Annotated in this window: 17 protein-coding genes and 1 pseudogene; 8 read left to right on the top strand and 10 right to left on the bottom strand. The window is 72.3% G+C overall.

Going from position 1 to position 20,346, the window contains the following annotated elements; translation table 11 throughout:
* A pseudogene (locus tag E6R60_RS37525) lies at nt 1-106 on the top strand (HAD family hydrolase); the annotation flags it as partial.
* 82 nt (nt 107-188) lie between these two features.
* On the opposite strand, the gene E6R60_RS25470 reads toward E6R60_RS37525, so the two are convergent.
* On the bottom strand, nt 189-413 hold the full coding sequence (locus E6R60_RS25470) for a hypothetical protein (protein ID WP_136328973.1): 225 nt from the start codon (nt 411-413) through the stop codon (nt 189-191).
* A gap of 207 nt (nt 414-620) precedes the next feature.
* Here E6R60_RS25470 and E6R60_RS37840 point away from each other — a divergent pair, with 207 nt between their 5' ends.
* Nucleotides 621-1,004: a cold-shock protein gene (locus tag E6R60_RS37840; protein ID WP_136328972.1), complete on the top strand. Its 384-nt coding sequence runs from the start codon at nt 621-623 to the stop codon at nt 1,002-1,004.
* A 25-nt stretch (nt 1,005-1,029) separates the two neighbouring features.
* Here the strand turns inward: E6R60_RS37840 and E6R60_RS25460 are convergent, their stop codons facing one another.
* Genes E6R60_RS25460 through E6R60_RS25445 form a run of 4 tightly spaced genes read right to left on the bottom strand, consistent with a single transcriptional unit; the run spans nt 1,030 to nt 4,554 of the window.
* The gene (locus tag E6R60_RS25460; RefSeq protein WP_136328971.1) at nt 1,030-1,905 is read right to left on the bottom strand and encodes a 1,4-dihydroxy-6-naphthoate synthase; all 876 of its coding nucleotides are present in this window, start codon (nt 1,903-1,905) and stop codon (nt 1,030-1,032) included.
* Nucleotides 1,886-2,590, bottom strand: coding sequence for a futalosine hydrolase (locus E6R60_RS25455; RefSeq protein ID WP_136328970.1), 705 nt, complete (start codon nt 2,588-2,590; stop codon nt 1,886-1,888). The genes E6R60_RS25460 and E6R60_RS25455 overlap by 20 nt, the downstream gene beginning before the upstream one ends.
* A gap of 29 nt (nt 2,591-2,619) precedes the next feature.
* On the bottom strand, nt 2,620-3,099 hold the full coding sequence (locus E6R60_RS25450) for a DUF2771 domain-containing protein (RefSeq protein ID WP_136328969.1): 480 nt from the start codon (nt 3,097-3,099) through the stop codon (nt 2,620-2,622).
* Nucleotides 3,100-3,126: 27 nt separating this feature from the next.
* Nucleotides 3,127-4,554: an MFS transporter gene (locus E6R60_RS25445; RefSeq protein ID WP_136328968.1), complete on the bottom strand. Its 1,428-nt coding sequence runs from the start codon at nt 4,552-4,554 to the stop codon at nt 3,127-3,129.
* Nucleotides 4,555-4,973: 419 nt separating this feature from the next.
* Between E6R60_RS25445 and E6R60_RS25435 the strand changes: the two genes are divergently transcribed.
* Both E6R60_RS25435 and E6R60_RS25430 read left to right on the top strand, forming a co-directional pair.
* A complete protein-coding gene (locus tag E6R60_RS25435; RefSeq protein WP_136328967.1) occupies nt 4,974-5,900 on the top strand; it encodes a DUF3027 domain-containing protein in 927 nt (308 codons plus the stop codon).
* Between the two features lie 633 nt (nt 5,901-6,533).
* The gene (locus E6R60_RS25430) at nt 6,534-9,740 is read left to right on the top strand and encodes a molecular chaperone Hsp90 (protein WP_136328966.1); all 3,207 of its coding nucleotides are present in this window, start codon (nt 6,534-6,536) and stop codon (nt 9,738-9,740) included.
* A gap of 26 nt (nt 9,741-9,766) precedes the next feature.
* On the opposite strand, the gene E6R60_RS25425 is transcribed toward E6R60_RS25430, so the two are convergent.
* Together E6R60_RS25425 and E6R60_RS25420 are read right to left on the bottom strand one after the other, a co-directional pair.
* A complete protein-coding gene (locus E6R60_RS25425) occupies nt 9,767-12,271 on the bottom strand; it encodes an HAD-IC family P-type ATPase (protein WP_136328965.1) in 2,505 nt (834 codons plus the stop codon).
* 103 nt (nt 12,272-12,374) lie between these two features.
* Complete coding sequence (locus E6R60_RS25420) at nt 12,375-12,656, bottom strand: DUF2530 domain-containing protein (RefSeq protein WP_136328964.1); 282 nt, start codon at nt 12,654-12,656, stop codon at nt 12,375-12,377.
* Between the two features lie 200 nt (nt 12,657-12,856).
* Between E6R60_RS25420 and E6R60_RS25415 the strand changes: the two genes are divergently transcribed.
* Entirely contained in the window at nt 12,857-14,311 is a 1,455-nt protein-coding gene (locus E6R60_RS25415) for an NCS2 family permease (RefSeq protein WP_136328963.1), read from the top strand.
* A 46-nt stretch (nt 14,312-14,357) separates the two neighbouring features.
* Here the strand turns inward: E6R60_RS25415 and E6R60_RS25410 are convergent, their stop codons facing one another.
* Nucleotides 14,358-14,564 (bottom strand): ribbon-helix-helix protein, CopG family, encoded by a 207-nt coding sequence (locus E6R60_RS25410; protein ID WP_136328962.1) that lies wholly within the window; start codon nt 14,562-14,564, stop codon nt 14,358-14,360.
* 142 nt (nt 14,565-14,706) lie between these two features.
* On the opposite strand from E6R60_RS25410, the gene E6R60_RS25405 reads away from it, so the two are divergent.
* The 3 genes from E6R60_RS25405 to thpR all read left to right on the top strand — a co-directional run bounded on the left by E6R60_RS25405 (nt 14,707) and on the right by thpR (nt 17,296).
* On the top strand, nt 14,707-15,147 hold the full coding sequence (locus E6R60_RS25405; RefSeq protein WP_136328961.1) for a MarR family transcriptional regulator: 441 nt from the start codon (nt 14,707-14,709) through the stop codon (nt 15,145-15,147).
* A 95-nt stretch (nt 15,148-15,242) separates the two neighbouring features.
* The gene (locus E6R60_RS25400; RefSeq protein WP_136328960.1) at nt 15,243-16,577 is read left to right on the top strand and encodes an MFS transporter; all 1,335 of its coding nucleotides are present in this window, start codon (nt 15,243-15,245) and stop codon (nt 16,575-16,577) included.
* Nucleotides 16,578-16,732: 155 nt separating this feature from the next.
* Nucleotides 16,733-17,296, top strand: coding sequence for an RNA 2',3'-cyclic phosphodiesterase (gene thpR, locus E6R60_RS25395; protein WP_136328959.1), 564 nt, complete (start codon nt 16,733-16,735; stop codon nt 17,294-17,296).
* A 144-nt stretch (nt 17,297-17,440) separates the two neighbouring features.
* Here the strand turns inward: thpR and E6R60_RS25390 are convergent, their stop codons facing one another.
* A complete protein-coding gene (locus E6R60_RS25390) occupies nt 17,441-18,436 on the bottom strand; it encodes an aldo/keto reductase (protein ID WP_136328958.1) in 996 nt (331 codons plus the stop codon).
* A 61-nt stretch (nt 18,437-18,497) separates the two neighbouring features.
* Nucleotides 18,498-20,234 (bottom strand): serine/threonine-protein kinase, encoded by a 1,737-nt coding sequence (locus E6R60_RS25385; protein ID WP_136328957.1) that lies wholly within the window; start codon nt 20,232-20,234, stop codon nt 18,498-18,500.
* Between the last annotated feature and the right edge of the window lie 112 nt (nt 20,235-20,346).

Below are 20,346 nucleotides of genomic sequence, written 5' to 3'. Positions count from 1 at the left end.
GGGCCCGTGCGACGAGGCGGAACTGCGCGCGGCGGGCGCGGACGTCATCCTGACGTCCCTCACGGAGTTCCCGGCCTGGCTGGACGCGTACACGGCCACCCGGTAGCCGGCCGGCCGGCTCCGACGGGCCGTCGGAACGTGGCGGCCCCAGGCGCCGCCACGTTCCGACGGCCCGTCTGACGGGAGGGCTACCGCTTCGGTGAGGCCGCGCGCGCGGAACGGATCACGCCTGCCGCGGCGATCAGGAAGCCGACGCCCATCAGCATGCAGAGGGACCACGCGATGGACGGCAGCGGGTCCGTACCGAGGAAGAGCGGGGCCATGGTGGCGAGGGTCGACAGTGCGCCGACGAGGAAGACGATCGCGCCGGCGCGGACCAGTCGGTCGCCTGCGTGGGAAGAGGGAGTGCTCACCCCGCGATGGTAGTTCCCGGCGGCGGCCGGCCCCCACGGCACCGGTGGACGAGGCAAGTGCCGTTTCCGGACAGAGTCCGGATGACCAGGCTTGACGAGGGGTACTTCACCTGTGGAGGCTTCTGCCAGCAGGGGAAGCACGACCACAGGACGGCCTGACCTGCTGAGGCTTTGTTCCGGCATACGGGTTGAGATGGGGTGCGTGCTTTGCCGACTGGCAAGGTCAAGTGGTTCAACAGTGAGAAGGGCTTCGGCTTCCTCTCCCGCGACGACGGCAGTGACGTCTTCGTGCACTCCTCCGTGCTTCCCGACGGAGTCGACGCCCTCAAGCCCGGCCAGCGCGTCGAGTTCGGCGTCGTCGCCGGACAACGCGGTGACCAGGCGCTTTCCGTGGCGATCCTCGACCCCACCCCGTCGGTCGCGGCCGCCCAGCGCCGCAAGCCGGACGAGCTGGCGTCGATCGTGCAGGACCTGACGACCGTTCTGGAGAACATCACGCCGATGCTGGAGCGCGGCCGCTATCCCGACAAGGCGTCCGGCGCCAAGATCGCCGGTCTGCTGCGGGCGGTGGCGGACCAGCTCGACGTGTAGAGCGGCGGGGTGCGCGAGGACGCCCTCAGACGAACGACAGCGCGTCGGGGCCGAGGGGCGGCACCAGGCCCTCGGCCGCGGCGCGCGTCAGCAGGCCGCGGATCGCCGCGTAGCCGTCCTCGCCGAGGTCGGCGGTGAACTCGTTCACGTACAGACCGATGTGCTGGTCGGCGACGGACGGGTCCATCTCCTGCGCGTGCTCCCGCACGTAGGGACGCGACGCCTCCGGGTCGTCCCAGGCCATCCGGACCGAGGTGCGCACCGACTCGGCGAGCAGCTTCAGCGTGTCCGCGCCCAGGGACCGCTTGGCGATGATCGCGCCGAGCGGGATGGGCAGCCCGGTCGTGTCCTCCCAGTGGCGGCCCATGTCGGCGAGGTTGTGCAGGCCGTAGTTCTGATACGTGAAGCGCGCCTCATGGATGACGAGACCCGCGTCGACCTTGCCGTCCCGCACCGCCGGCATGATCTCGTCGAACGGCATGACGACGATCTCGCCCACGCCGTCCGGCACCGCTTCGGCGGCCCAGAGGCGGAAGAGCAGATAGGCGGTGGAGCGCTCGCTCGGCACGGCGACCGTCTTCCCCGTCAGGTCGGCGCCCGCCTCCTTCGTGAGGACGAGCGGCCCGCAGCCGCGTCCCAGCGCGCCGCCGCACGGCAGCAGCGCGTACTCGTCGAGGACCCAGGGGAGCACGGCGTACGACACCTTCAGCACGTCCAGTTCGCCGCGCTCGGCCATGCCGTTGGTGATGTCGATGTCCGCGAACGTGACGTCGAGCGCCGGCGCGCCGGGGACCCTTCCGTGCGCCCAGGCGTCGAAGACGAACGTGTCGTTCGGGCACGGCGAGAACGCGATCCGCAGCGGGCCGGGAGCAGCCGGGGCGTCAGGAGTCGTGTCGGTCATGGTGGGTCCAGCCTTCCAGTACGGGGATGAGCTTCCCGAACGCCCCGGTGAGCGCGGCCAGCGCGTCGCCGATGCGCCAGGCGTCGCGGTCGCGGGGCCCGACGGCGTTCGACACGGCCCTGATCTCCAGGACGGGGACGCCGGCCAGGGCGGCCGCCTCCGCCACCCCGAAGCCCTCCATGGCCTCGGCGACGGCGCCGGGGTGTGCGGCGAGGAGAGCGGCGGCGCGGTCGGCGCTGCCGGTCACCGTGGAGACGGTGAGGATGTCGCCGGTCACCGCGCGGGTCGCGCCGGCCACCGCCTTCACCAGCGAGCGGGGCGGGAAGTGCCAGACGCGGCCGAAGCCGAGTCCGGTGACGGGCACGAAGCCCGCCGGAGTCTCCGCCCCCAGGTCGGCCGCGCCGATACGGCCGGCCACCACGAGGGAGCCGACCGGGGCCACGCCGGTGAACCCGCCGCCGATTCCGGCCGAGATCACCAGGTCGTACGCGCCCGAGGCCAGCCCGAACGCGGCCGAGGCCGCCGCGGCGGCCGGACCCGCACCGCCCGCGAGGACGTCATAGGGGCCCGCCCGGTGGATCTCCGCGCCCGGCACCCAGTGCACGGACACCTCGCCGTCGGGCCCGGACGCACGCGTGACCGCGTCCCGTTCCACCGGGACAGCGGTCACGACAAGCACACGCACGGAAGGAGTCCTCCGAGGTCAGGAGGGGATCAGTCGGTCTTCTTGAGCTCGAAGTGCCAGACGCCGGTCAGCTGCTTGCCCTTGGTCTCCACGATGCTGATCTGCGTCTGCTTCATGGTCTCGCCGGTCTGGCTGGAGAAGAAGGCGCTGCCCGGGATGGACCGGTAGGTCTTCTTGTACGGCTCCTGCTCGGCCTGCTGGCCGTTGATGAAGAGGGTCCAGCCGTTGTCCGCGACCTCGGGGTCGACGCCGAAGCGGACCTTGTCGTCCATCGCGACCTTGACGGTCTTCTCCGCCTTCTTGTTGAGGCAGCCCTGGATCTCGGATTCCTTGAGGGGCTTGCCGTCGTTGTAGCAGGACGCCTCGGTACTCACCGAGTTGTCGCCGACCGTCACGGTGGCGAGCGGCGTCGGCTTGTCGCAGGCGGACAGGACAAGGAGTCCCGCGGACACGGCACCAAGAGCGACGCCGATTCGACGGCCCTTACCTGAGAAGAACGCAACGGTCATGGGCCGAAGGCTATCGGTCGCTCCGGCTCACGCCACGCGGGGGTGCGGCGAGCCGCGCCGCGCGGCGGCCAGCAGACCCCGTACGGACGCTGCGGCACCCAGCGCGAGGATGCCCGCGGCGACCGACATGCCCAGTACTCCGTTGAGGGGGAGGGCGATGCCGATCGCCCCGCCCACCACCCAGGCCATCTGGAGCAGCGTCTCCGAGCGGGCGAACGCCGACGTCCGCACCTCCTCCGGCACGTCGCGCTGGATCATCGCGTCCAGCGACAGCTTCGACAGGGCCTGGGTGAAGCCCGCCATGGCCGCGAGCGCGGCGACCATGACCGTGCTGAAGAAGGCGGCGGCCAGCACGGCGACGCCCAGGGCGAGACCCAGCACCGAGGCGATGATGATCTCGGGGCCGCGGGCCCGGAGCCAGGAGCCCACGGCGGTGCCCAGCGCGTTCCCCACCCCGGCGGCCACCCCGACGATGCCGAGCGAGATGGCGGCGCTCTGCCCCGCGAGCGGGTGTTCGCGCAGCAGGAACGCCAGGAAGAAGATCAGGAAACCGGAGAGGGCCCGGTGCGAGGCGTTGGCCTGGAGCCCGTGAAGGACGGACGGGCCGACGGAGCGCAGCCCCGGCCGCTTCTCCTTCTCGCCGTTCTTCTCCTTGGCCCTGGTCCTCCGCGTGGTGTTCTTCCGGACCGGTTCGGGCCGGTCGGCGCCCTCGCCGTGCGGCGGGACCAGCTGGGCCTTCCGTTCGCCCTTCGCCGAGTCCACCTTGTGCGGCAGCGTGAAGGCGAGGACCGCGCCGCCGGCGAAGATCGCGCACGCGCCGTACAGCGGCCACGGCGGCCCGATGGTCTGGAGCCCCGCCCCGATGGGCGCGGCCACGCCGGTCGCCAGGAGACCGGCGAGGGTCACCCGTGAATTGGCCTTCACCAGGGAGAAGCGGGGTGGCAGCAGCCGCGGCACGACGGCGCTCCGCACCACCCCGTACGCCTTGGAACACACCAGTACGCCCAGAGCGGCCGGATACAGCTCCAGGCCACCGGTGGCGACCGCCCCCGACATCGTGAGCGCCAGGAGCGCCCGGGCGAGCATGGAGCCCGCCATCGCGGCGCGGCGGCCGTGCGGCAGGCGGTCGAGGAGCGGCCCGATGACCGGGGCGAGGAGGATGAACGGCGCCATGGTCACGGCGAGGTACAGCGCGACCCGGCCACGCGCCTGGTCCGTCGGTACGGAGAAGAACACGGTCGACGCGAGCGCGACCGTGATCATCACGTCGCCCGCGCCGTTCACCGCGTGCAGTTCGATCAGCTTGCCCAGCCCCGACTCACCGGCCCCGTGGGCGTGGGTCGCCTTGCGGATGCCCCGGGCGGTCCCGGTGAACGGGGTCTGCAGGGCATGACCGATCGACCGGCCCGTTCTGCGGAGCGGGCCGGATGCGTCGTGCGACCTGGCAGAAGCCACTTGGTCATACTGCCCCAGTCCCCGGCATCACGAACCGAGATCGGGGCGAGGCGCGGTGGGTACCGCCCCGTCGGGTCAGTGATCGGCCAGGTCGCAGGGGGTGCGGAGGCGCCGATCCAGGTGGCCGGAGTGCGCCCTTCTCCCCGGATCCGGCATCGGATACGGCGTCGTTTGGGACGGGCAGGTGGGCGGGGGGCGGCGGAGAGGGTAGCGTGCGTAGCGCGCCACCGGCGGTTGTTCTTGGCCGCGCGCCTCTCGGCGATCCCGCAGAATGGATTGCAGAAGGTGCGCCCGAGGCAGGCACAACGGGTGTGGACGTCGACGCGGCCCCCAGGTCCGCTCCGCCCGCAACCGTATGGCCGAAATCGATGGATGTGCTGGCGCGCTCGTGAGACTGGCGTAGGAGAGAAGCGAGACCTGTGAGTGCTGCGACGACGCGAAGCCGTACGGCCCGTACCCCCGTCCCCGACCGCTTGTGCGCCGAGGCCGTAGACCTCGCCCGCGCGGCGGCCGAGGAAGCGGCCGCGCCAGGAGTGGTGGGTGAACATGTGGCCGTGGTCCCCGAGGGGGACCGGGTCGTCACGCACTACTTCGAGTGCAAGGACCCGGCCTACCGGGGCTGGCGCTGGGCGGTGACGGTCGCCAGGGCCTCCCGCGCGAAGAACGTCACGCTGGACGAGACGGTTCTGCTGCCGGGCACCGACGCGCTGCTCGCGCCGGAGTGGGTGCCCTGGAGCGAGCGGCTGCGGCCGGGCGACATGGGGCCGGGCGATCTGCTGCCCACCGAGGCGGACGACCTGCGCCTGGAGCCGGGCTACACCGGCGAGGACGAGGTCCCGCCGAACTCCCCGGTGTCCGGCGAGCTGGCCGACCTCGTCGAGTCCGAGGACGCGGAACTGACGACGCGCCCCGACCCGCCGCGCCGCGGTTCGATCGCGGCGGTCGCGGACGAGCTGGGCATGAGGCGTGCGCGGGTGCTGTCCCGGTACGGACTCCACATCGCGGCCGACCGCTGGGACGAAGGGTTCGGCGCGAAGACGCCGATGGCCCAGGCGGCCCCGGCGACGTGCGTGTCGTGCGCCTTCCTGGTCCCGCTCGCGGGCTCACTGAAGCAGGCCTTCGGGGTGTGCGCGAACGAATTCGGACCGGCGGACGGGCACGTGGTGTCCCTGTCGTACGGCTGCGGCGGGCATTCGGAGGCGGCGGTCATGCCGAAGCCGCCGAAGCCGGCGCCGCACGCCCTGGACACGATGCAGGTGGACGAGTACCCGCTGCGTCCGGCGCGAGACTCCGGCTCCGTGCCGGCGGAGCCGGATGCGCCCACGGAGGACCTCGGCCACTCCTGAGGCGGTGGCCGGTCTCCTGCGGGGTGCGGGTTGCTCCGGCGGGCCGGTTCCGTCCTCAATCGCCGGACGGGCTTGAAGGGTGCGGGTGCTCCGCGTTGCGGATGCGCGGTACCCAGGTGGGTGGGGGTTCGGGGTCCCTCCGGGGCGTCTCCTCGGACGACGAACGTTCGGCGGGTACGCAGCCGAACCCGGGTCGATGTTCGTCGTCCTGCGGGGACTCCCCTGCACGCCCCCGAACCCGCCCGCCGTGCGTCTGCGACAGTCGCAGGGCCGGTGTGCACACGCGACTGAGGCCGGGTGGGGGCGTGCAGGGGAGTCCCCGCAGGAAATGGCGTACGACCCGGGTCCTTTTCCCACCCGGCCGCACACGCCATTTCTGAGGAGACGCCCCGGAGGGACCCCGCCCCCACCCACCGGACAGAGGCGCACCCCGCGGAGGACCCGCGCCAACCGAGCCCGTCCGGCGATTGAGGACGGAACCCCGCCGCCCCGCGGGGGGACCCGCACCCCGCGGGGGACCCGCACCAACCGAGCCCGTCCGGCGCTTGAGGACGGAACCCCGTACCCCGGACCGGGGGCACACTGGGCAACGCGGGGTACGCGTAGCCGAACGACCACGGACGAGGGAGTGGCATGAATGCGACCGAGGGGGCCGACCCATTCGGAACCGCGCGCCTGCGACGCGGCGTGCTCGACGCCTGGGGCGCCGGCCCCGCGCGTTTCCGGGAGGACGCCAACGCCGAGGAGGACCTCGCGCTCGGCGGCTACCGCGACCGCCTCGTGGTCGAGCTGGCCCAGAACGCCGCGGACGCCGCGGCCCGCGCCCACGTGCCCGGCCGGCTCCGTCTGACGCTGCATCCGGCGAACGGCGCCGCCCCCGCCGTACTCGCCGCGGCGAACACCGGCGCGCCCCTCGACGCCACCGGTGTGGAGTCGCTGTCGACCCTGCGGGCCTCGGCCAAGCGGGAGGGCCATGACGGGGCGGTCGGCAGGTTCGGCGTCGGTTTCGCCGCCGTGCTGGCGGTGAGTGACGAACCGGCCGTCGTCGGCCGGCACGGCGGCGTGCGCTGGTCCCTCGCCGAGGCCCGGGACCTCGCCCGCGAGGCGGCGGTGGGCAGTCCCGGTCTCGGCGACGAGCTGCGCCGCCGCGACGGCCACGTACCGCTGCTGCGGCTTCCGCTGCCCGCCGAGGGCACAGCCCCACTCGGCTACGACACCGTCGTCGTCCTGCCGCTGCGCGACGGCGTCGCCGAGGACCTGGTGGGCCGGCTGCTCGGCGCCGTCGACGACGCCCTGCTCCTCACGCTGGCCGGTCTCGAAGAGATCGTCGTGGAGACGCCGGACACGGTCCGGACGCTGCGCCGCTCGCAGCACGGCCCGTACACGCACATCGAGGACTCCGCGCACGGTACGAACCGCTGGCGGACCGTCTCCCACCACGGTCCCATCGAGCCCGCGCTGCTCGCCGACCGCCCGCTGGAGGAACGGCTGCGCCCGCACTGGTCGGTGACGTGGGCCGTGCCCGTGGACGCGGAGGGCGCCCCGGTCCACCCCCGTACCGCTCCCGTCGTGCACGCGCCGACGCCCACCGACGAGCCGCTCGGCATTCCCGCGCTGCTCATCGCCTCGCTGCCGCTGGACACCACCCGCAGGCACCCCGCGCCGGGCCCGCTCACCGACTTCCTGGTGCAGCGCGCGGCCGACGCGTACGCGGAGCTGGTCGCCGGCTGGCAGCCGGTGACCGTCGCCACCATCGGGCTCGTGCCGGGTGCGCTCGGCAAGGGCGGACTGGACGGTGCGCTGCGGGGCGCCGTACTGGAGCGGCTGCCGCGCGTCGCGTTCCTGGAGCCGGCCGCCCCGCGCGATCTCACCGCCGAGCCCGACCGGTGGGACGACTGGGACGCCGGCCCGGGGAGCGCCCGCGAGGCGACCACCGCGCTGCGACCCATGGAGGCGGAAGTCCTGGAGGGTGTCGGGGCCGGGACGGTCGCCGTGCTGGCGGAAGTGCTGCCCTGCCTGCTGCCCGCGGGACTTGAGCGCCGCAGTGAACTGCGGACACTCGGCGTGGCCCGGCTGCCGCTGACCGAGGCGATCGACCGGCTGGCGGGTCTGGAGCGCGACCCCGGCTGGTGGCGGCGGCTGTACGACAGCCTGGCCGGTGTCGAGCCGGACCGGCTGACGGGCCTGCCGGTGCCCCTCGCCGGGACGGTGTCCAAGGGGCCGGGCCCCGAGGCCCCGCTGGTCCCGCGTACGACGATCGGCCCCCGGCAGGTCCTGCTCCCGCTGCCCGGCGCAGTGACCGGGCCCGTCCTGGAGCGGCTCGGCCGGCTCGGGCTGAAGGTCGCGCATCCGGACGCCGCGCACCCGCTGCTGGAGAAGCTGGGCGCCCTGCCGGCCACGCCGCGTGCCGTGCTGACGACTCCGCAGGTGCGGGCCGCCGTCGCCGGTTCGCTGGACGCGGGCGAGATCTGGGACGAGGACGCGCTGGACGGCGAGGAACTCGTCGAGACCGTCCTCACGCTGGTCCGGGATGCCGACCTGGCGCCCGGCGACGAGCCCTGGCTCGGCGCTCTCGCCCTGCCGGACGAGGACGGCGAGCCGGCGCCGGCCGGTGAACTGGTGCTGCCCGGCAGCCCGTTCGCCGCCGTCATGCGGGAGGGCGAACTCGCCCACTGTGACGCGGATCTGGCCGACCGCTGGGGCGAACAGCCGCTCACGGCCTGCGGGGTGCTCGCCACGTTCGCCCTGGTCAGGGCCACCGACGTGGTCCTGGACCCGGACGAACTCGAGCCCCGCGACACGGACTTCGCCGAGCCCGACGACGCCGGACTGCTCGATGCCGTCGACGTGTGGTGCGAGGACATCCTCGACCAGCTCCCGGACACCCCGGTGCCGCCGGTCGCCACGGAGATCGTCGCCGTCCGCGACCTCGACCTCGTCGACGACGACGCCTGGCCCCAGGCGCTGGCCCTGCTCGCCCGGCCGCCGCTGCGGGACGCGCTGACCCAGCCGGTGCGGGTGCTGCTCCCGGACGGGACGACGCAGTCCGTCCGCCCGTACACCGCCTGGTGGCTGCGCGACCACCCGGTGCTGGACGGCCGCCGCCCGGCCGGTCTGCGCGCCCATGGCGGCGATCCCCGCCTGGCGGGCCTGTACGACTCCGTCGACGCGACCGGCTTCGACGACGCGCAGGTGCTGCGCGCCCTCGGGGTGCGGACCTCGGTCGCCGCCTTGCTGGACGAGCCCGGCGGGGCGGCCGAACTGCTCGGCCGGCTGGCGGACGAGGAGCGCCCGGTCGGTCCCGAGCAGCTGCACTCCCTGTACACGGCGCTCGCCGACCTCGACCCGGAGCAGGTCACCCTGCCGGACAAGCTGCGGGCCGTCGTCGACGGCGAGGTGCGGGTCGTCGACGCGGCGGACGCGGTGATCGCGGACGCCCCGGACCTGCTGCCGCTGACCGCGGGCGTCCCGCTGCTGCCCGTCGCGCCGGCGAGCGCGGCGGAGCTGGCCGAGCTGTTCCAGGTGCGGCGGCTCGGCGAGAGCGTGGAGGCGGAGGTGACGTCCGAGGGTGAGGAGCACCAGGTCCCGGACCGGGTCCGCGTCCTGCTGGGCCCCGGCACCCCGGACACGTACGTGGAGCACGGCGAGCTGCGCGCGGGCGGCGTCGGACTGGACTGGCGCCGCACCCCCGACGGCGTGGTCCACGCCTCGACCCTGGAGGGCGTCGCGGCGGGCCTGGCCTGGGCGGCGGGCCAGTGGCCCCGCCGCTTCGAGGTCGCTGCCCTGCTGGAGGACCCGTCCCGCACGGACGAACTGGCGCGGGACCGCTGGTTCGACTGACGGGGTGACGCCCCGGCCGCCGCGCCCTACACCGGGAAGCGGCGGCTCACCAGTCGCCAGGCGTACTCCAGGGCGGCCGAGGCGATCACCGCGATGCCCACGGCCGTCCACGGCATCGTCGTCCCCACCAGTTTCAGGGCGAAGAAGTCCTGCAGCCACGGCACCGCGAGCACGATCAGGAACGCCAGGCCCATCGCCGCCACCAGGCAGATCCGCCACCAGGTGTAGGGGCGGGCGATGATCGCCAGGACCCACATCGAGACCAGGAATAGCGTGAGGGTGGCGGCGCTCGTCTCCGCGTCGAGCGCGCCCGTGCCGGAGTAGTGGCTCCGGGCGATGAGGTACGTCGCGAAGGTGGCGGCGGCCGCGATCGTGCCCGAAGGGATCGCGTACCGCATGACGCGGCGCACGAAGTGCGGGCGGGCCCGTTCCTTGTTGGGGGCGAGGGCCAGGAAGAACGCCGGGATCCCGATCGTCAGCGTCGACAGCAGGGTCAGATGGCGGGGCAGGAACGGGTACTCGACCTGGAAGCAGACGACCAGGACGGCCAGGAGCACCGAGTAGACGGTCTTCGTGAGGAACAGGGTGGCGACCCGTGTGATGTTGCCGATGACCCGGCGGCCCTCGGCGACGACGGACGGCAGGGTCGCGAAGCTGTTGTTCAGCAGCACGATCTGGGCGACCGCCCGGGTGGCCTCCGAGCCCGAGCCCATCGAGACGCCGATGTCCGCGTCCTTGAGGGCGAGGACGTCGTTGACGCCGTCGCCCGTCATCGCGACGGTGTGGCCGCGGGACTGGAGCGCGGCGACCATCTCCCGTTTCTGCTGCGGGGTGACGCGGCCGAAGACCGCGTTCTCCTCCATGGCGGTGGCCATCTCGTCGGGGTCGGCGGGCAGCCGGCGCGCGTCCAGGGTGTGTTCCGCGCCCGGCAGCCCGAGCTTCGCGGCGACGGCGCCGACCGAGACGGCGTTGTCCCCGGAGATCACCTTCGCGGCGACCCGCTGGTCGGCGAAGTAGGCGAGGGTCTCCCCGGCATCGGGTCTCAGCCGCTGCTCCAGGACGATCAGCGCGCTGGGTACGGCCCCGTCGGCGACGCCGGGGGCGTCCAGTTCGCCCCGCACCCGGGCCAGCAGCAGGACCCGCAGGCCCTGCTCGTTGAGCTGCTCGATCTCGGTGAGCGCCGGGTCCCCGTCGGGCAGCAGCACGTCGGGGGCGCCGAGCAGCCAGGACGAGTCCTGTCCCCCGCCCTCGTCGAACGCGGCGCCGCTGTACTTGCGGGCCGAGGAGAACGGCAGTGCCTGCGTGACGCGCCAGCCCGCCCCGTCGGGGGACGAGGGGGCGGACGGTGCCGGGTGGGTGTCGATGATGGCTTGGAGGCTGGCGTTGGGCCGGGGGTCGGAGGCGCCGAGGGCGCCCAGCACGCGGTGCAGGTACGGCTCGTCCGCCCCGTTCAGCGCGCGGACCTCGGTGACGTCCATGCCGCCCTCGGTGAGGGTGCCGGTCTTGTCCAGGCAGACGACGTCGACCCGGGCCAGCCCCTCGATGGCGGGCAGCTCCTGCACCAGGCACTGCTTGCGCCCCAGCCGTACGACACCGATGGCGAAGGCGACCGAGGTGAGCAGGACCAGGCCTTCGGGGATCATCGGCACGATGCCGCCGACGGTCCGGGCGACCGAGTCCTTGAAGTTGTTGTCCTTGACGACCAGCTGGCTGATGATCAGACCGATCGCGGTCGGGATCATCATCCACGTGACGTACTTGAGGATGGTGGAGATGCCGCTGCGCAGCTCCGACTGGACGAGAGTGAAGCGGGACGCCTCCTCGGCGAGCTGGGCGGCGTAGGCCTCGCGGCCGACCTTGGTGGCGGTGAAGGCCCCGCCGCCCGCGACGACGAAGCTGCCGGACATGAGGGGGGCGCCGGCCCGTTTCAGGACCGGGTCGGCCTCCCCGGTGAGCAGGGACTCGTCGATCTCCAGGCTGTCCGCCTCGGCGACCGTGCCGTCCACGATGACCTTGTCGCCGGGGCCGAGCTCGACCAGATCGCCGAGGACGATCTCGGAGACCGAGACCTCGGCGGCCACTCCGTCCCGCCGCACCGTGGGTTTCGCCTCGCCGATGACCGCGAGGCTGTCCAGGGTTCGCTTGGCCCGCCACTCCTGCACGATGCCGATGCCGGTGTTGGCGATGATCACGAAGCCGAAGAGGCTGTCCTGGATCGGCGCAACGAAGAGCATGATCACCCAGAGCACGCCGATGATCAGGTTGAACCGGGTGAAGACGTTGGCGCGGACGATCTCCGTCACGGACCGGGAGGAGCGCACCGGTACGTCGTTGACCTCGCCGCGGGCGATCCGCTCGGCGACCTCGGCCGCGCTCAGCCCGCGCGCGGCGGTGGCCGGCGCGGGCGGGTCCACCGGGTGGACCGGGTCGAGTTCGGAACCGGCGTCGATCTTCACCGGCCGGCCGGGGCCGGGGGGTCCGGAGGAACCGGTCGGCTGGTCCCCGGAGGGATCGAGTGCCCGCTGAGTCATGGTTCCGACGGTACGGGCGGAACGTCCCGTTCACCCGCCGGGAGGCCCGGAGATCAGACCGGGGGAGGACGGGAATCGTCCCGTGGCACTACGGACCGGCCGGTCAGGCGGCCGGCCCCGGGGCGTCCGGGGAGGCGCCGGCCGCCGCGGCGCGCTTGAGCGCCGCCTCGCGGCCCCGTACGTACCAGATGCCGATCAGCCCGAGACCGGCGCCGGCCAGGCACGTCCACACCCACCACAGGTGTCCGTGGTCGTCGAACCAGCCGTAGAACGGGAGCTGGACCAGGAAGAGGACGAACCAGAGGATCGTGCCGCCGGTGATGGTCGCGACGACCGGCCCCTCCAGGGGCTCGGGTGCCTCGTGCTTCGGTGTCCACTTCGCCATGCGGCCAGTGTATGCGGCCCGTACTCAAGGGCCGTCGGGCCAGACGGCGCATGGGTCTACGCGCGGAGATAGCGATCTTCGCCTTATGTATTCATACTGAATCTGCTTACGACTGTCTCGAATTATTCGTGTGAAAGTCCAAAGCTGACCACTTTTAGACCCGTCTTCACTCCCTCTACGCACGACTACTGAGGTCATACATGTCCCCCTCGGCCACCGCTCCGGTCGACTCCACCCCGCCCCCGTCGCCGAAGTCCACCGGTGGCCTGGACGGTTTCTTCAAGATCTCCGAGCGGGGGTCGTCGGTCGCGCGCGAGATCCGCGGCGGCTTCGCCACCTTCTTCGCGATGGCGTACATCATCGTGCTGAACCCGATCATCCTGGGCAGCGCGAAGGACATGTACGGCCACCAGCTCGACAGTGGCCAGCTGGTCACCGCGACGGTGCTGACCGCGGCGTTCTCCACCCTGCTCATGGGCGTCATCGGCAACGTCCCCATCGCGCTGGCCGCGGGCCTCGGCGTCAACACCGTCGTCGCCCTCCAGCTCGCCCCCCGGATGAGCTGGCCCGACGCCATGGGCATGGTGGTCCTCGCGGGCGTCGTCGTCATGCTCCTCGTCGCGACCGGGCTGCGGGAACGCGTGATGAACGCCGTACCGATCTCGCTCCGCAAGGGCATCGCGATCGGTATCGGTCTGTTCATCCTGCTGATCGGCCTGGTCGACTCGGGCTTCGTCTCCCGCATCCCGGACCTCGCCCACACCACCGTGCCGCTCCAGCTGGGCAACGACGGTCACCTCAACGGCTGGCCGGTCCTCGTCTTCATCCTCGGCGCGCTGCTCACGCTGGCGCTGATCGTCCGCAAGGTGCCGGGCGCGATCCTGATCTCCATCGTGGCGATGACCTTCGTCGCGCTGATCATCGATGCGGTCACCGATCTGCCGGGAACGGCCTGGGGCCTGACCGTGCCGGAGTGGCCGGGCAATCCCGTCGCCTCGCCCGACTTCGGGCTGATCGGCGATGTGAGCCTCTTCGGCGGCTTCGGCAAGGTCGGTGTCCTCACCGGCATCCTGTTCGTCTTCACCGTGCTGCTGTCCTGCTTCTTCGACGCGATGGGCACCATCCTCGGCGTCGGCGACGAGGCCGGGCTGACCGACAAGGACGGCAACTTCCCGGGCATCAACAAGGTGCTGTTCGTCGACGGCATCGCGGTCGCCGCGGGCGGCGCGAGCTCCGCATCGGCGGGCACCTGCTTCGTGGAGTCCACGGCGGGCGTCGGCGAGGGGGCCCGCACCGGCCTCGCGAGCATCGTCACGGGTCTGCTGTTCACGGCTGCGCTGTTCCTCACGCCGCTGGCGACCATGGTCCCCTCGCAGGCGGCCACTCCGGCGCTGCTGGCGGTCGGTTTCCTGATCATCGCGGGCTCGGTGCGGGACATCGACTGGAGCGACTACACGCTCGCGGTCCCGGCCTTCCTCGCGATGGTCATGATGCCGTTCACGTACTCGATCACCAACGGCATCGGGATCGGTTTCATCACGTTCTGCGTGCTGCGGCTGGCCGTCGGCCGCGGTCGTGAGGTGCCGGCGGCCATGTACGTGGTGTCGGCGGTCTTCGTCTTCTACTACGCGATGCCGGCGCTCGGCCTCACGTAGTCCGGGAAGGGCTGCGGGAGCGGGCCCACGGCCCGGAAGGTCTCCGTCAGGTGACCTCCTCGGGCGTGACCTCCTCCGCTCCGTAGAACTTCTCCGTCTCGTCGACGGCCGCCTGGAAGCGCTCGTCGAAGTCGTCGCGAATGAGCGTCCGGACCACATAGTCCTGGACGCTCATTCCGCGTTTGGCGGCGTGTTGCCTGAGCCGGTCGAGCAGCTCACCGTCTATCCGCAGGCTGAGCACAGTCGATCCCATGGCAAGCAGGGTTACGTCCCACGGGCCCGACACGCGTGACTTTCCGGAGCCGACTCACTCGTTTGGGTGATCAATTGGTGATCTGCGTCGCGCGTGTACCACGGGGTGTCTTTAGGGTAGGTAATGAGTTAAGCTAACAAACATGCCTGACCTGATCCACGACAGCGACAGTGCCGCCGCCGTGAGCTCCCTTCGTTCCGCCGTCATGCTGCTCGGCCGGCGCCTCAAGCACCAGCGCGTCGACGAGTCGCTGAGCCCCACCGAGATGTCGGTGCTCGCCACGCTCGCGCGCTGCGGATCGGCCACCCCCGGTGAGCTGGCCCGCAAGGAGCATGTGCAGCCGCCGTCGATGACCCGCATCGTCGCGCTGCTGGAAGCCAAGGGGCTGGTCAGGCTGGAACCGCACCCCGATGACCGTCGGCAGAAGATGGTCAGCCAGACCGAGCAGGCCGAGGCCATGCTCGCCGAGAGCCGCAACAAGCGGAACGCCTGGCTGACCACCCTCGCCGAAGGCCTGGACGAGGACGAGTGGGAGACGCTGCGCAACGCGGCGCCCGTGCTGGAGAAGCTCGCCCACCTGTAGCGGAGCGGGCCGCGCCGGACAGCGACCGGCGCACCGCCCCACCGCCGCATCCCCGTCAGTCCGCGCATTGTCCACGCCCGAGGAGGCGAACCCTTTTGAGTACGGGATCCGGAGCAGACTCCGCCCCCGCACCGACTTCCACCCACGAGAGCAAGCCCGGCGGGACCTTCTCGTCGCTGAAGATCCGCAACTACCGCCTGTTCGCCACGGGCGCCGTGATCTCCAACACCGGTACCTGGATGTCCCGCATCACGCAGGACTGGCTCGTTCTGAGCCTCACCGGGTCCGCCGCCGCCGTCGGCATCACGACGGCCCTCCAGTTCCTCCCCATGCTCCTCTTCGGCCTGTACGGCGGCGTCATCGCCGACCGTCTCCCGAAGCGCAAGCTCCTCCTCTTCAGCCAGGCGGCACTCGGCCTGTGCGGGATCGCGCTCGCCGTCCTCACGCTCACCGGCATGGTCGAGGTGTGGCACGTCTACCTGATCGCCTTCCTGCTCGGCATGGTCACGGTCGTGGACAACCCGGCCCGCCAGGCGTTCGTCTCCGAGATGGTCGGCCCCGCCCAGCTGCGGAACGCGGTCAGCCTGAACTCGGCGAACTTCCAGTCCGCCCGGCTCGTCGGTCCCGCCGTCGCGGGGGTGCTGATCACCTCCGTCGGCAGCGGCTGGGCCTTCATGTTCAACGGCCTGTCGTTCCTCGCGCCCCTCGTCGGCCTGCTGATGATGCGCACGAGCGAGCTGCACAAGGCCGTCGTCGTCCCGCGTGCCAAGGGGCAGCTCCGTGAGGGGCTGCGTTACGTCTCCGGGCGCCCGGAGCTGATCTGGCCGATCGTCCTCGTCGGGTTCGTCGGCACGTTCGGCTTCAACTTCCCGATCTGGCTGACGGCCTTCGCGGACGAGATCTTCCACGGCGGCGCCGGGATGTACTCGTTCTTCAACATCCTGATGGCGGCCGGCTCCCTCGTCGGCGCGCTGCTCGCCGCCCGCCGCCGCTCCTCGCGGCTGCGGATGCTCGTGGCCGCCGGTACGGCCTTCGGCGTGCTGGAGATCATCGCCTCCATGGCACCGTCCGTGTGGATCTTCGCGGTCCTGCTCGTCCCGATCGGCATGATCGGACTGACGACCAACATCAGCGCGAACACCAGCGTGCAGATGGCCTCCGACCCGGAGATGCGGGGCCGGGTGATGAGCCTGTACATGATGGTCTTCGCCGGCGGCACGCCGGTGGGCGCGCCGATCGTCGGCTGGATCAGCGACGCGTACGGCGTCCGTACCGGCATGGCGGTCGGCGGGGCGTTCTCCCTCGCGGCCGCGCTCGGCGTCGGCTTCATGCTGGCCCGCGTCGGCGGCCTGCGTCTCAAGGTCGACCTGCGACCGGGCCGCCCGCACGTGCGGTTCGTGCCCCGCGAGCAGCTGGCGACGGCGGCCTGAGGGCCGCCGGCACGGCAGTGACACGGCCCCGCCCGGGACTCGGGCGGGGCCGTACGCGTACGCCGGGGGTGCCGGAGTACGGCACGGAGCCCACGGCACACCGGAGGCTACGGACGCGGCGGCCCTGGCGCACCGGGGGCTGACAGACTCGGCGCATGAGACTGTTCGCCGCCGTCCTGCCACCGGTTTCCGCCGTCGAGGAGTTGCGCCGCGCGGTGGCCCCTGTGCGCTCCCTGCCCGGCGCCGACACGCTGCGCTGGACCGGGACGGCAGGCTGGCACTACACGCTGGCCTTCTTCGGGGACGTCGACGAGGAACTGCTGCCCGATCTGCACAGCCGGCTGGAGCGGGCCGCGCACCGCACCGAGGCGTTTCCCCTCCGGGTCCACGGGGCGGGCCGGTTCGACGGGCGGGCGCTGTGGGCGGGGGCCGCGGGCGGACTCGACACGCTGCGGCTGCTGGCCGAGCGCGCCCACGCCGCCGGCCGCCGGGCCGGGGTGCCGATGGAGGAGCACCGCCGCTACACCCCGCACCTCACTCTCGCCCGCAGCCGCGTCCCCGCCGACCTGGCCCCGTTCACCGCGGCCCTGGGGGGCTTCGAAGGGCTGCACTGGGAGGCCGGGGAGCTCAGCCTCGTGCGCAGCAGACTGCCGGTGGACGGGGTCCCGGGGGAACAGCCCCGCTACGACGTGGTGCGGGCCTGGCCGCTGGGGCGGTGAGCGGGGCGGTTACGCTCGTCGGGTGGACCCGAAGACCAGAAACCGCATTATGGCGGCCGTGCTCGTGCTGATGTTCGTCGTCGTGGCAGCGGCGGCCGCCCTCGGCTGATCAGGCTGCCGGGGACGGCCGCGCGAGGCCGGTTCCTACCAGGCGAAGTTCTCCGGCGACGGGCCCGGGCCGGGGAAGATCTCCTCCAGCGCGCCCAGCACCTCGTCCGACAGTTCCAGCTCCACCGCGCGCAGCGCGGAGTCGAGCTGTTCCCGCGTCCGCGGGCCGGAGATCGGGCCGGTGACGCCGGGCCGGGTCAGCAGCCAGGCCAGGCCCACCTCGCCGGGTGCGAGACCGTGCTTGTCCAGCAGGTCCTCGTACGCCTGCACCCGCTCCCGCACCTTCGGGTCGGCCAGTGCCTCGCCCGAGCGGCCCGAGACGGACCGGGCGCCGCCGCCCTCCCGCTCCTTGCGGAGCGCACCGCCGAGCAGCCCGCCGTGCAGCGGCGACCAGGGGATGACCCCCAGCCCGTACTCCTGGGAGGCCGGGATGACCTCCATCTCGGCGCCGCGCTCCATCAGGTTGTAGATGCACTGCTCGCTGACCAGCCCGTAGCTGCCCCGCTGCCGCGCCCGCTCGTTCGCCTGGGCGATCTTGTAGCCGGAGAAGTTGGACGAGCCCGCGTAGAGGATCTTGCCCTGCTGGATCAGTACGTCGATGGCCTGCCAGATCTCGTCGATCGGGGTGGACCGGTCGACGTGGTGGAACTGGTACAGGTCGATGTGGTCCGTCTGGAGCCGCTTCAGGCTGGCGTCGACGGCCCGGCGGATGTTGAGGGCGGACAGCTTGTCGTGGTTGGGCCACGCCTCACCGTCGGCGCCCATGTTGCCGTAGACCTTGGTGGCGAGCACGACCTTGTCGCGGCGGTCGCCGCCCTGCGCGAACCAGGTGCCGAGGATCTCCTCGGTGCGGCCCTTGTTCTCGCCCCACCCGTAGACGTTGGCGGTGTCGAAGAAGTTGACGCCCGCGTCGAGGGCGGCGTCCATGAGCGTGTGGCTGTCGCTCTCGTTGGTCTGGGGGCCGAAGTTCATCGTCCCCAGGACGAGGCGGCTGACCTTGAGTCCGGTGCGTCCGAGCTGCGTGTACTTCATGAGCCAAGCCAACGCCTTGGAGTCCGCTCGAAGCAAGGGTGGATCTCCGCGCCGGGCCGGTTCACCCCGGCCGGCGGCGGGCGGGAGCCAGGATCTGCCCCAGCAGCGCCGCGGTGACGAGCCACACGCCGCAGGCGACCGGGAGCGCGCCGACGGACTCGAGCGGGCTGCGGTAGGCGAGCACGGCCCAGGCGGCGACGCCGTTGATCCAGCCGCTCATGGAGAGGATCAGCGCCGCGCGCGGCGAGAGGCGCAGCCGGGCGATGAGCTGGTCCGCGATCAGGACGCCCACCGTCAGCGCGGCCAGGCAGGCCGCGAACGCGAACACGAGGAAGCGCCCGGAGATCTCGTCCGTGGCCGTGTTGTCGAGGAACGCGCCACCCACGCCGAGAGGGAGGGAGAGCAGGAGCGCGGAGACGATCCGGTGGGCGAGCGACCTGTCCTGCGGGTCGAACATGTTGGTGAACCCCTGGGCTCCCGCCATGCCCAGCAGCGCGCCGAGGGCCCCGCCGGCGAGCGCCCCCCGCGCGCCCGCGGGTGAGCAGAGTGCCACCAGGAGAGCCGCGACCAGTGCCGTACCGGCCCCGGCGAGCCAGGTGGCCGCCACGGTCCGGGTGGAGGCCACGCCGCCGCGCGAGCCCCGCCCGGCGATGCGCAGCCGCTGGGGCGCGGTGACCGGCTGGGTGCCGCCGGGGGGCGCGTACGGGTACGCGGGCGGCGGCTGGAAGGGGAGGGTGGGCGGGGCCGCGGGCCAGGGGGCCGGCGGCGAGAGTGAGGGCGTCGGCGTCGGTGTCGGCGTGGACGTGGGGGTGGACGCGGTCGAGGGTGCGGGAGCGGGCGGGGTCGGGGCCGCGGAGTGGGGGACGGAGCCCAGGACGGTGGGGGCGCGGTCCGGAGGGGCGGGGCGCGCGGTGTCCCGTCCGGCTGCCGGACCCGCGTCCGGTCCGGCCGCGATCGCGGCCCGTAAGAGGGCGGCGGTCTCCGCCGCGTCCCCGGGCCGCTCGCCCGGCTCCTTGGCGAGCAGCCGCAGCACGAGCGCGTCGAGCCGGCCGAACCCGGCGAGCTCCGTACGCCGGGCGCTCGGCGGCTCGGGGATGTCGCCGAGGTGCTGGGCCAGGACGGCCGTACCGCCCCCGGTGAACGGCGGCCCGCCCGTGAGCAGTGTGTGGAGCAGACAGCCGAGGGAGTACAGATCGCTGCGGCTGTCCAGGACGTCGGGCGCCCGGATCTGCTCCGGCGACATGTACAGCGGGGTGCCGATCACGAAACCGGCGGCGGTCAGATCGGTGCGGGTCATCGAGGCGGCCGACGACAGCATCCGGGCGATCCCGAAGTCGAGGATCTTGATGGTGCCGTCGTCGGTGAGCAGGACGTTGGCCGGCTTGATGTCGCGGTGCACGATGCCCCTCCGGTGCGCCGTCTCAAGCCCCGCGCATATCTCGACGCCCCAGCGCATCACCTCCTCGGGTGAGGGAAGCTCCGGCTCGCGGCTCTTCAGCACGGCTCCGAGGTCCCGCCCCTGGAGGTGCTCCATGACGAGGTACAGCACGCGTTCCCCCGCCACCTGCGCCTCGCCGAAGTCGTGAAGGGTGACGATGTGCGGGCTCGACAGCCCGCCGACGACCCGGGCCTCACGGGCGAAGCGGGTCGCCGAGGTGTCCTCGTCGATGCGGGAGAGGACCTTGACCGCGACCTTGCGCCCGATGCGTTCGTCCTCGGCCAGCCAGACCCGGCCCATTCCGCCGGAACCCACGGGTTCCGTCAGCCGGTACCGTCCGTCGAGAATCTCACCACGCATCGGTCGCCCCCGCGTAAGTCGTCTGGTCTGCCCCGTACATGATGACCCGTCGGGTGGTGGGCGGACCCTCACATCTCGGTACCGGCTCGAAATGATCCGCGTCCTCCGCCAC

Origin of the sequence: Streptomyces sp. A0642 (assembly GCF_004795105.1) — a bacterium.
Taxonomy (GTDB): domain Bacteria; phylum Actinomycetota; class Actinomycetes; order Streptomycetales; family Streptomycetaceae; genus Streptomyces.
This window is presented reverse-complemented; position numbering and strand designations above follow the sequence as displayed.

Excerpts from the sequence above, each read along its gene's own strand:
- E6R60_RS25425 (WP_136328965.1), bottom strand. The coding sequence starts at position 12,271 with ATGACTCAGCGGGCACTCGATCCCTCCGGGGACCAGCCGACCGGTTCC.
- E6R60_RS25405 (WP_136328961.1), top strand. The coding sequence starts at position 14,707 with ATGCCTGACCTGATCCACGACAGCGACAGTGCCGCCGCCGTGAGCTCC.
- E6R60_RS25385 (WP_136328957.1), bottom strand. The coding sequence starts at position 20,234 with ATGCGTGGTGAGATTCTCGACGGACGGTACCGGCTGACGGAACCCGTG.
- E6R60_RS25450 (WP_136328969.1), bottom strand. The coding sequence starts at position 3,099 with ATGACCGTTGCGTTCTTCTCAGGTAAGGGCCGTCGAATCGGCGTCGCT.
- E6R60_RS25460 (WP_136328971.1), bottom strand. The coding sequence starts at position 1,905 with ATGACCGACACGACTCCTGACGCCCCGGCTGCTCCCGGCCCGCTGCGG.
- E6R60_RS25415 (WP_136328963.1), top strand. The coding sequence starts at position 12,857 with ATGTCCCCCTCGGCCACCGCTCCGGTCGACTCCACCCCGCCCCCGTCG.
- E6R60_RS25420 (WP_136328964.1), bottom strand. The coding sequence starts at position 12,656 with ATGGCGAAGTGGACACCGAAGCACGAGGCACCCGAGCCCCTGGAGGGG.
- E6R60_RS25410 (WP_136328962.1), bottom strand. The coding sequence starts at position 14,564 with ATGGGATCGACTGTGCTCAGCCTGCGGATAGACGGTGAGCTGCTCGAC.
- E6R60_RS25390 (WP_136328958.1), bottom strand. The coding sequence starts at position 18,436 with ATGAAGTACACGCAGCTCGGACGCACCGGACTCAAGGTCAGCCGCCTC.
- thpR (WP_136328959.1), top strand. The coding sequence starts at position 16,733 with ATGAGACTGTTCGCCGCCGTCCTGCCACCGGTTTCCGCCGTCGAGGAG.
- E6R60_RS25430 (WP_136328966.1), top strand. The coding sequence starts at position 6,534 with ATGAATGCGACCGAGGGGGCCGACCCATTCGGAACCGCGCGCCTGCGA.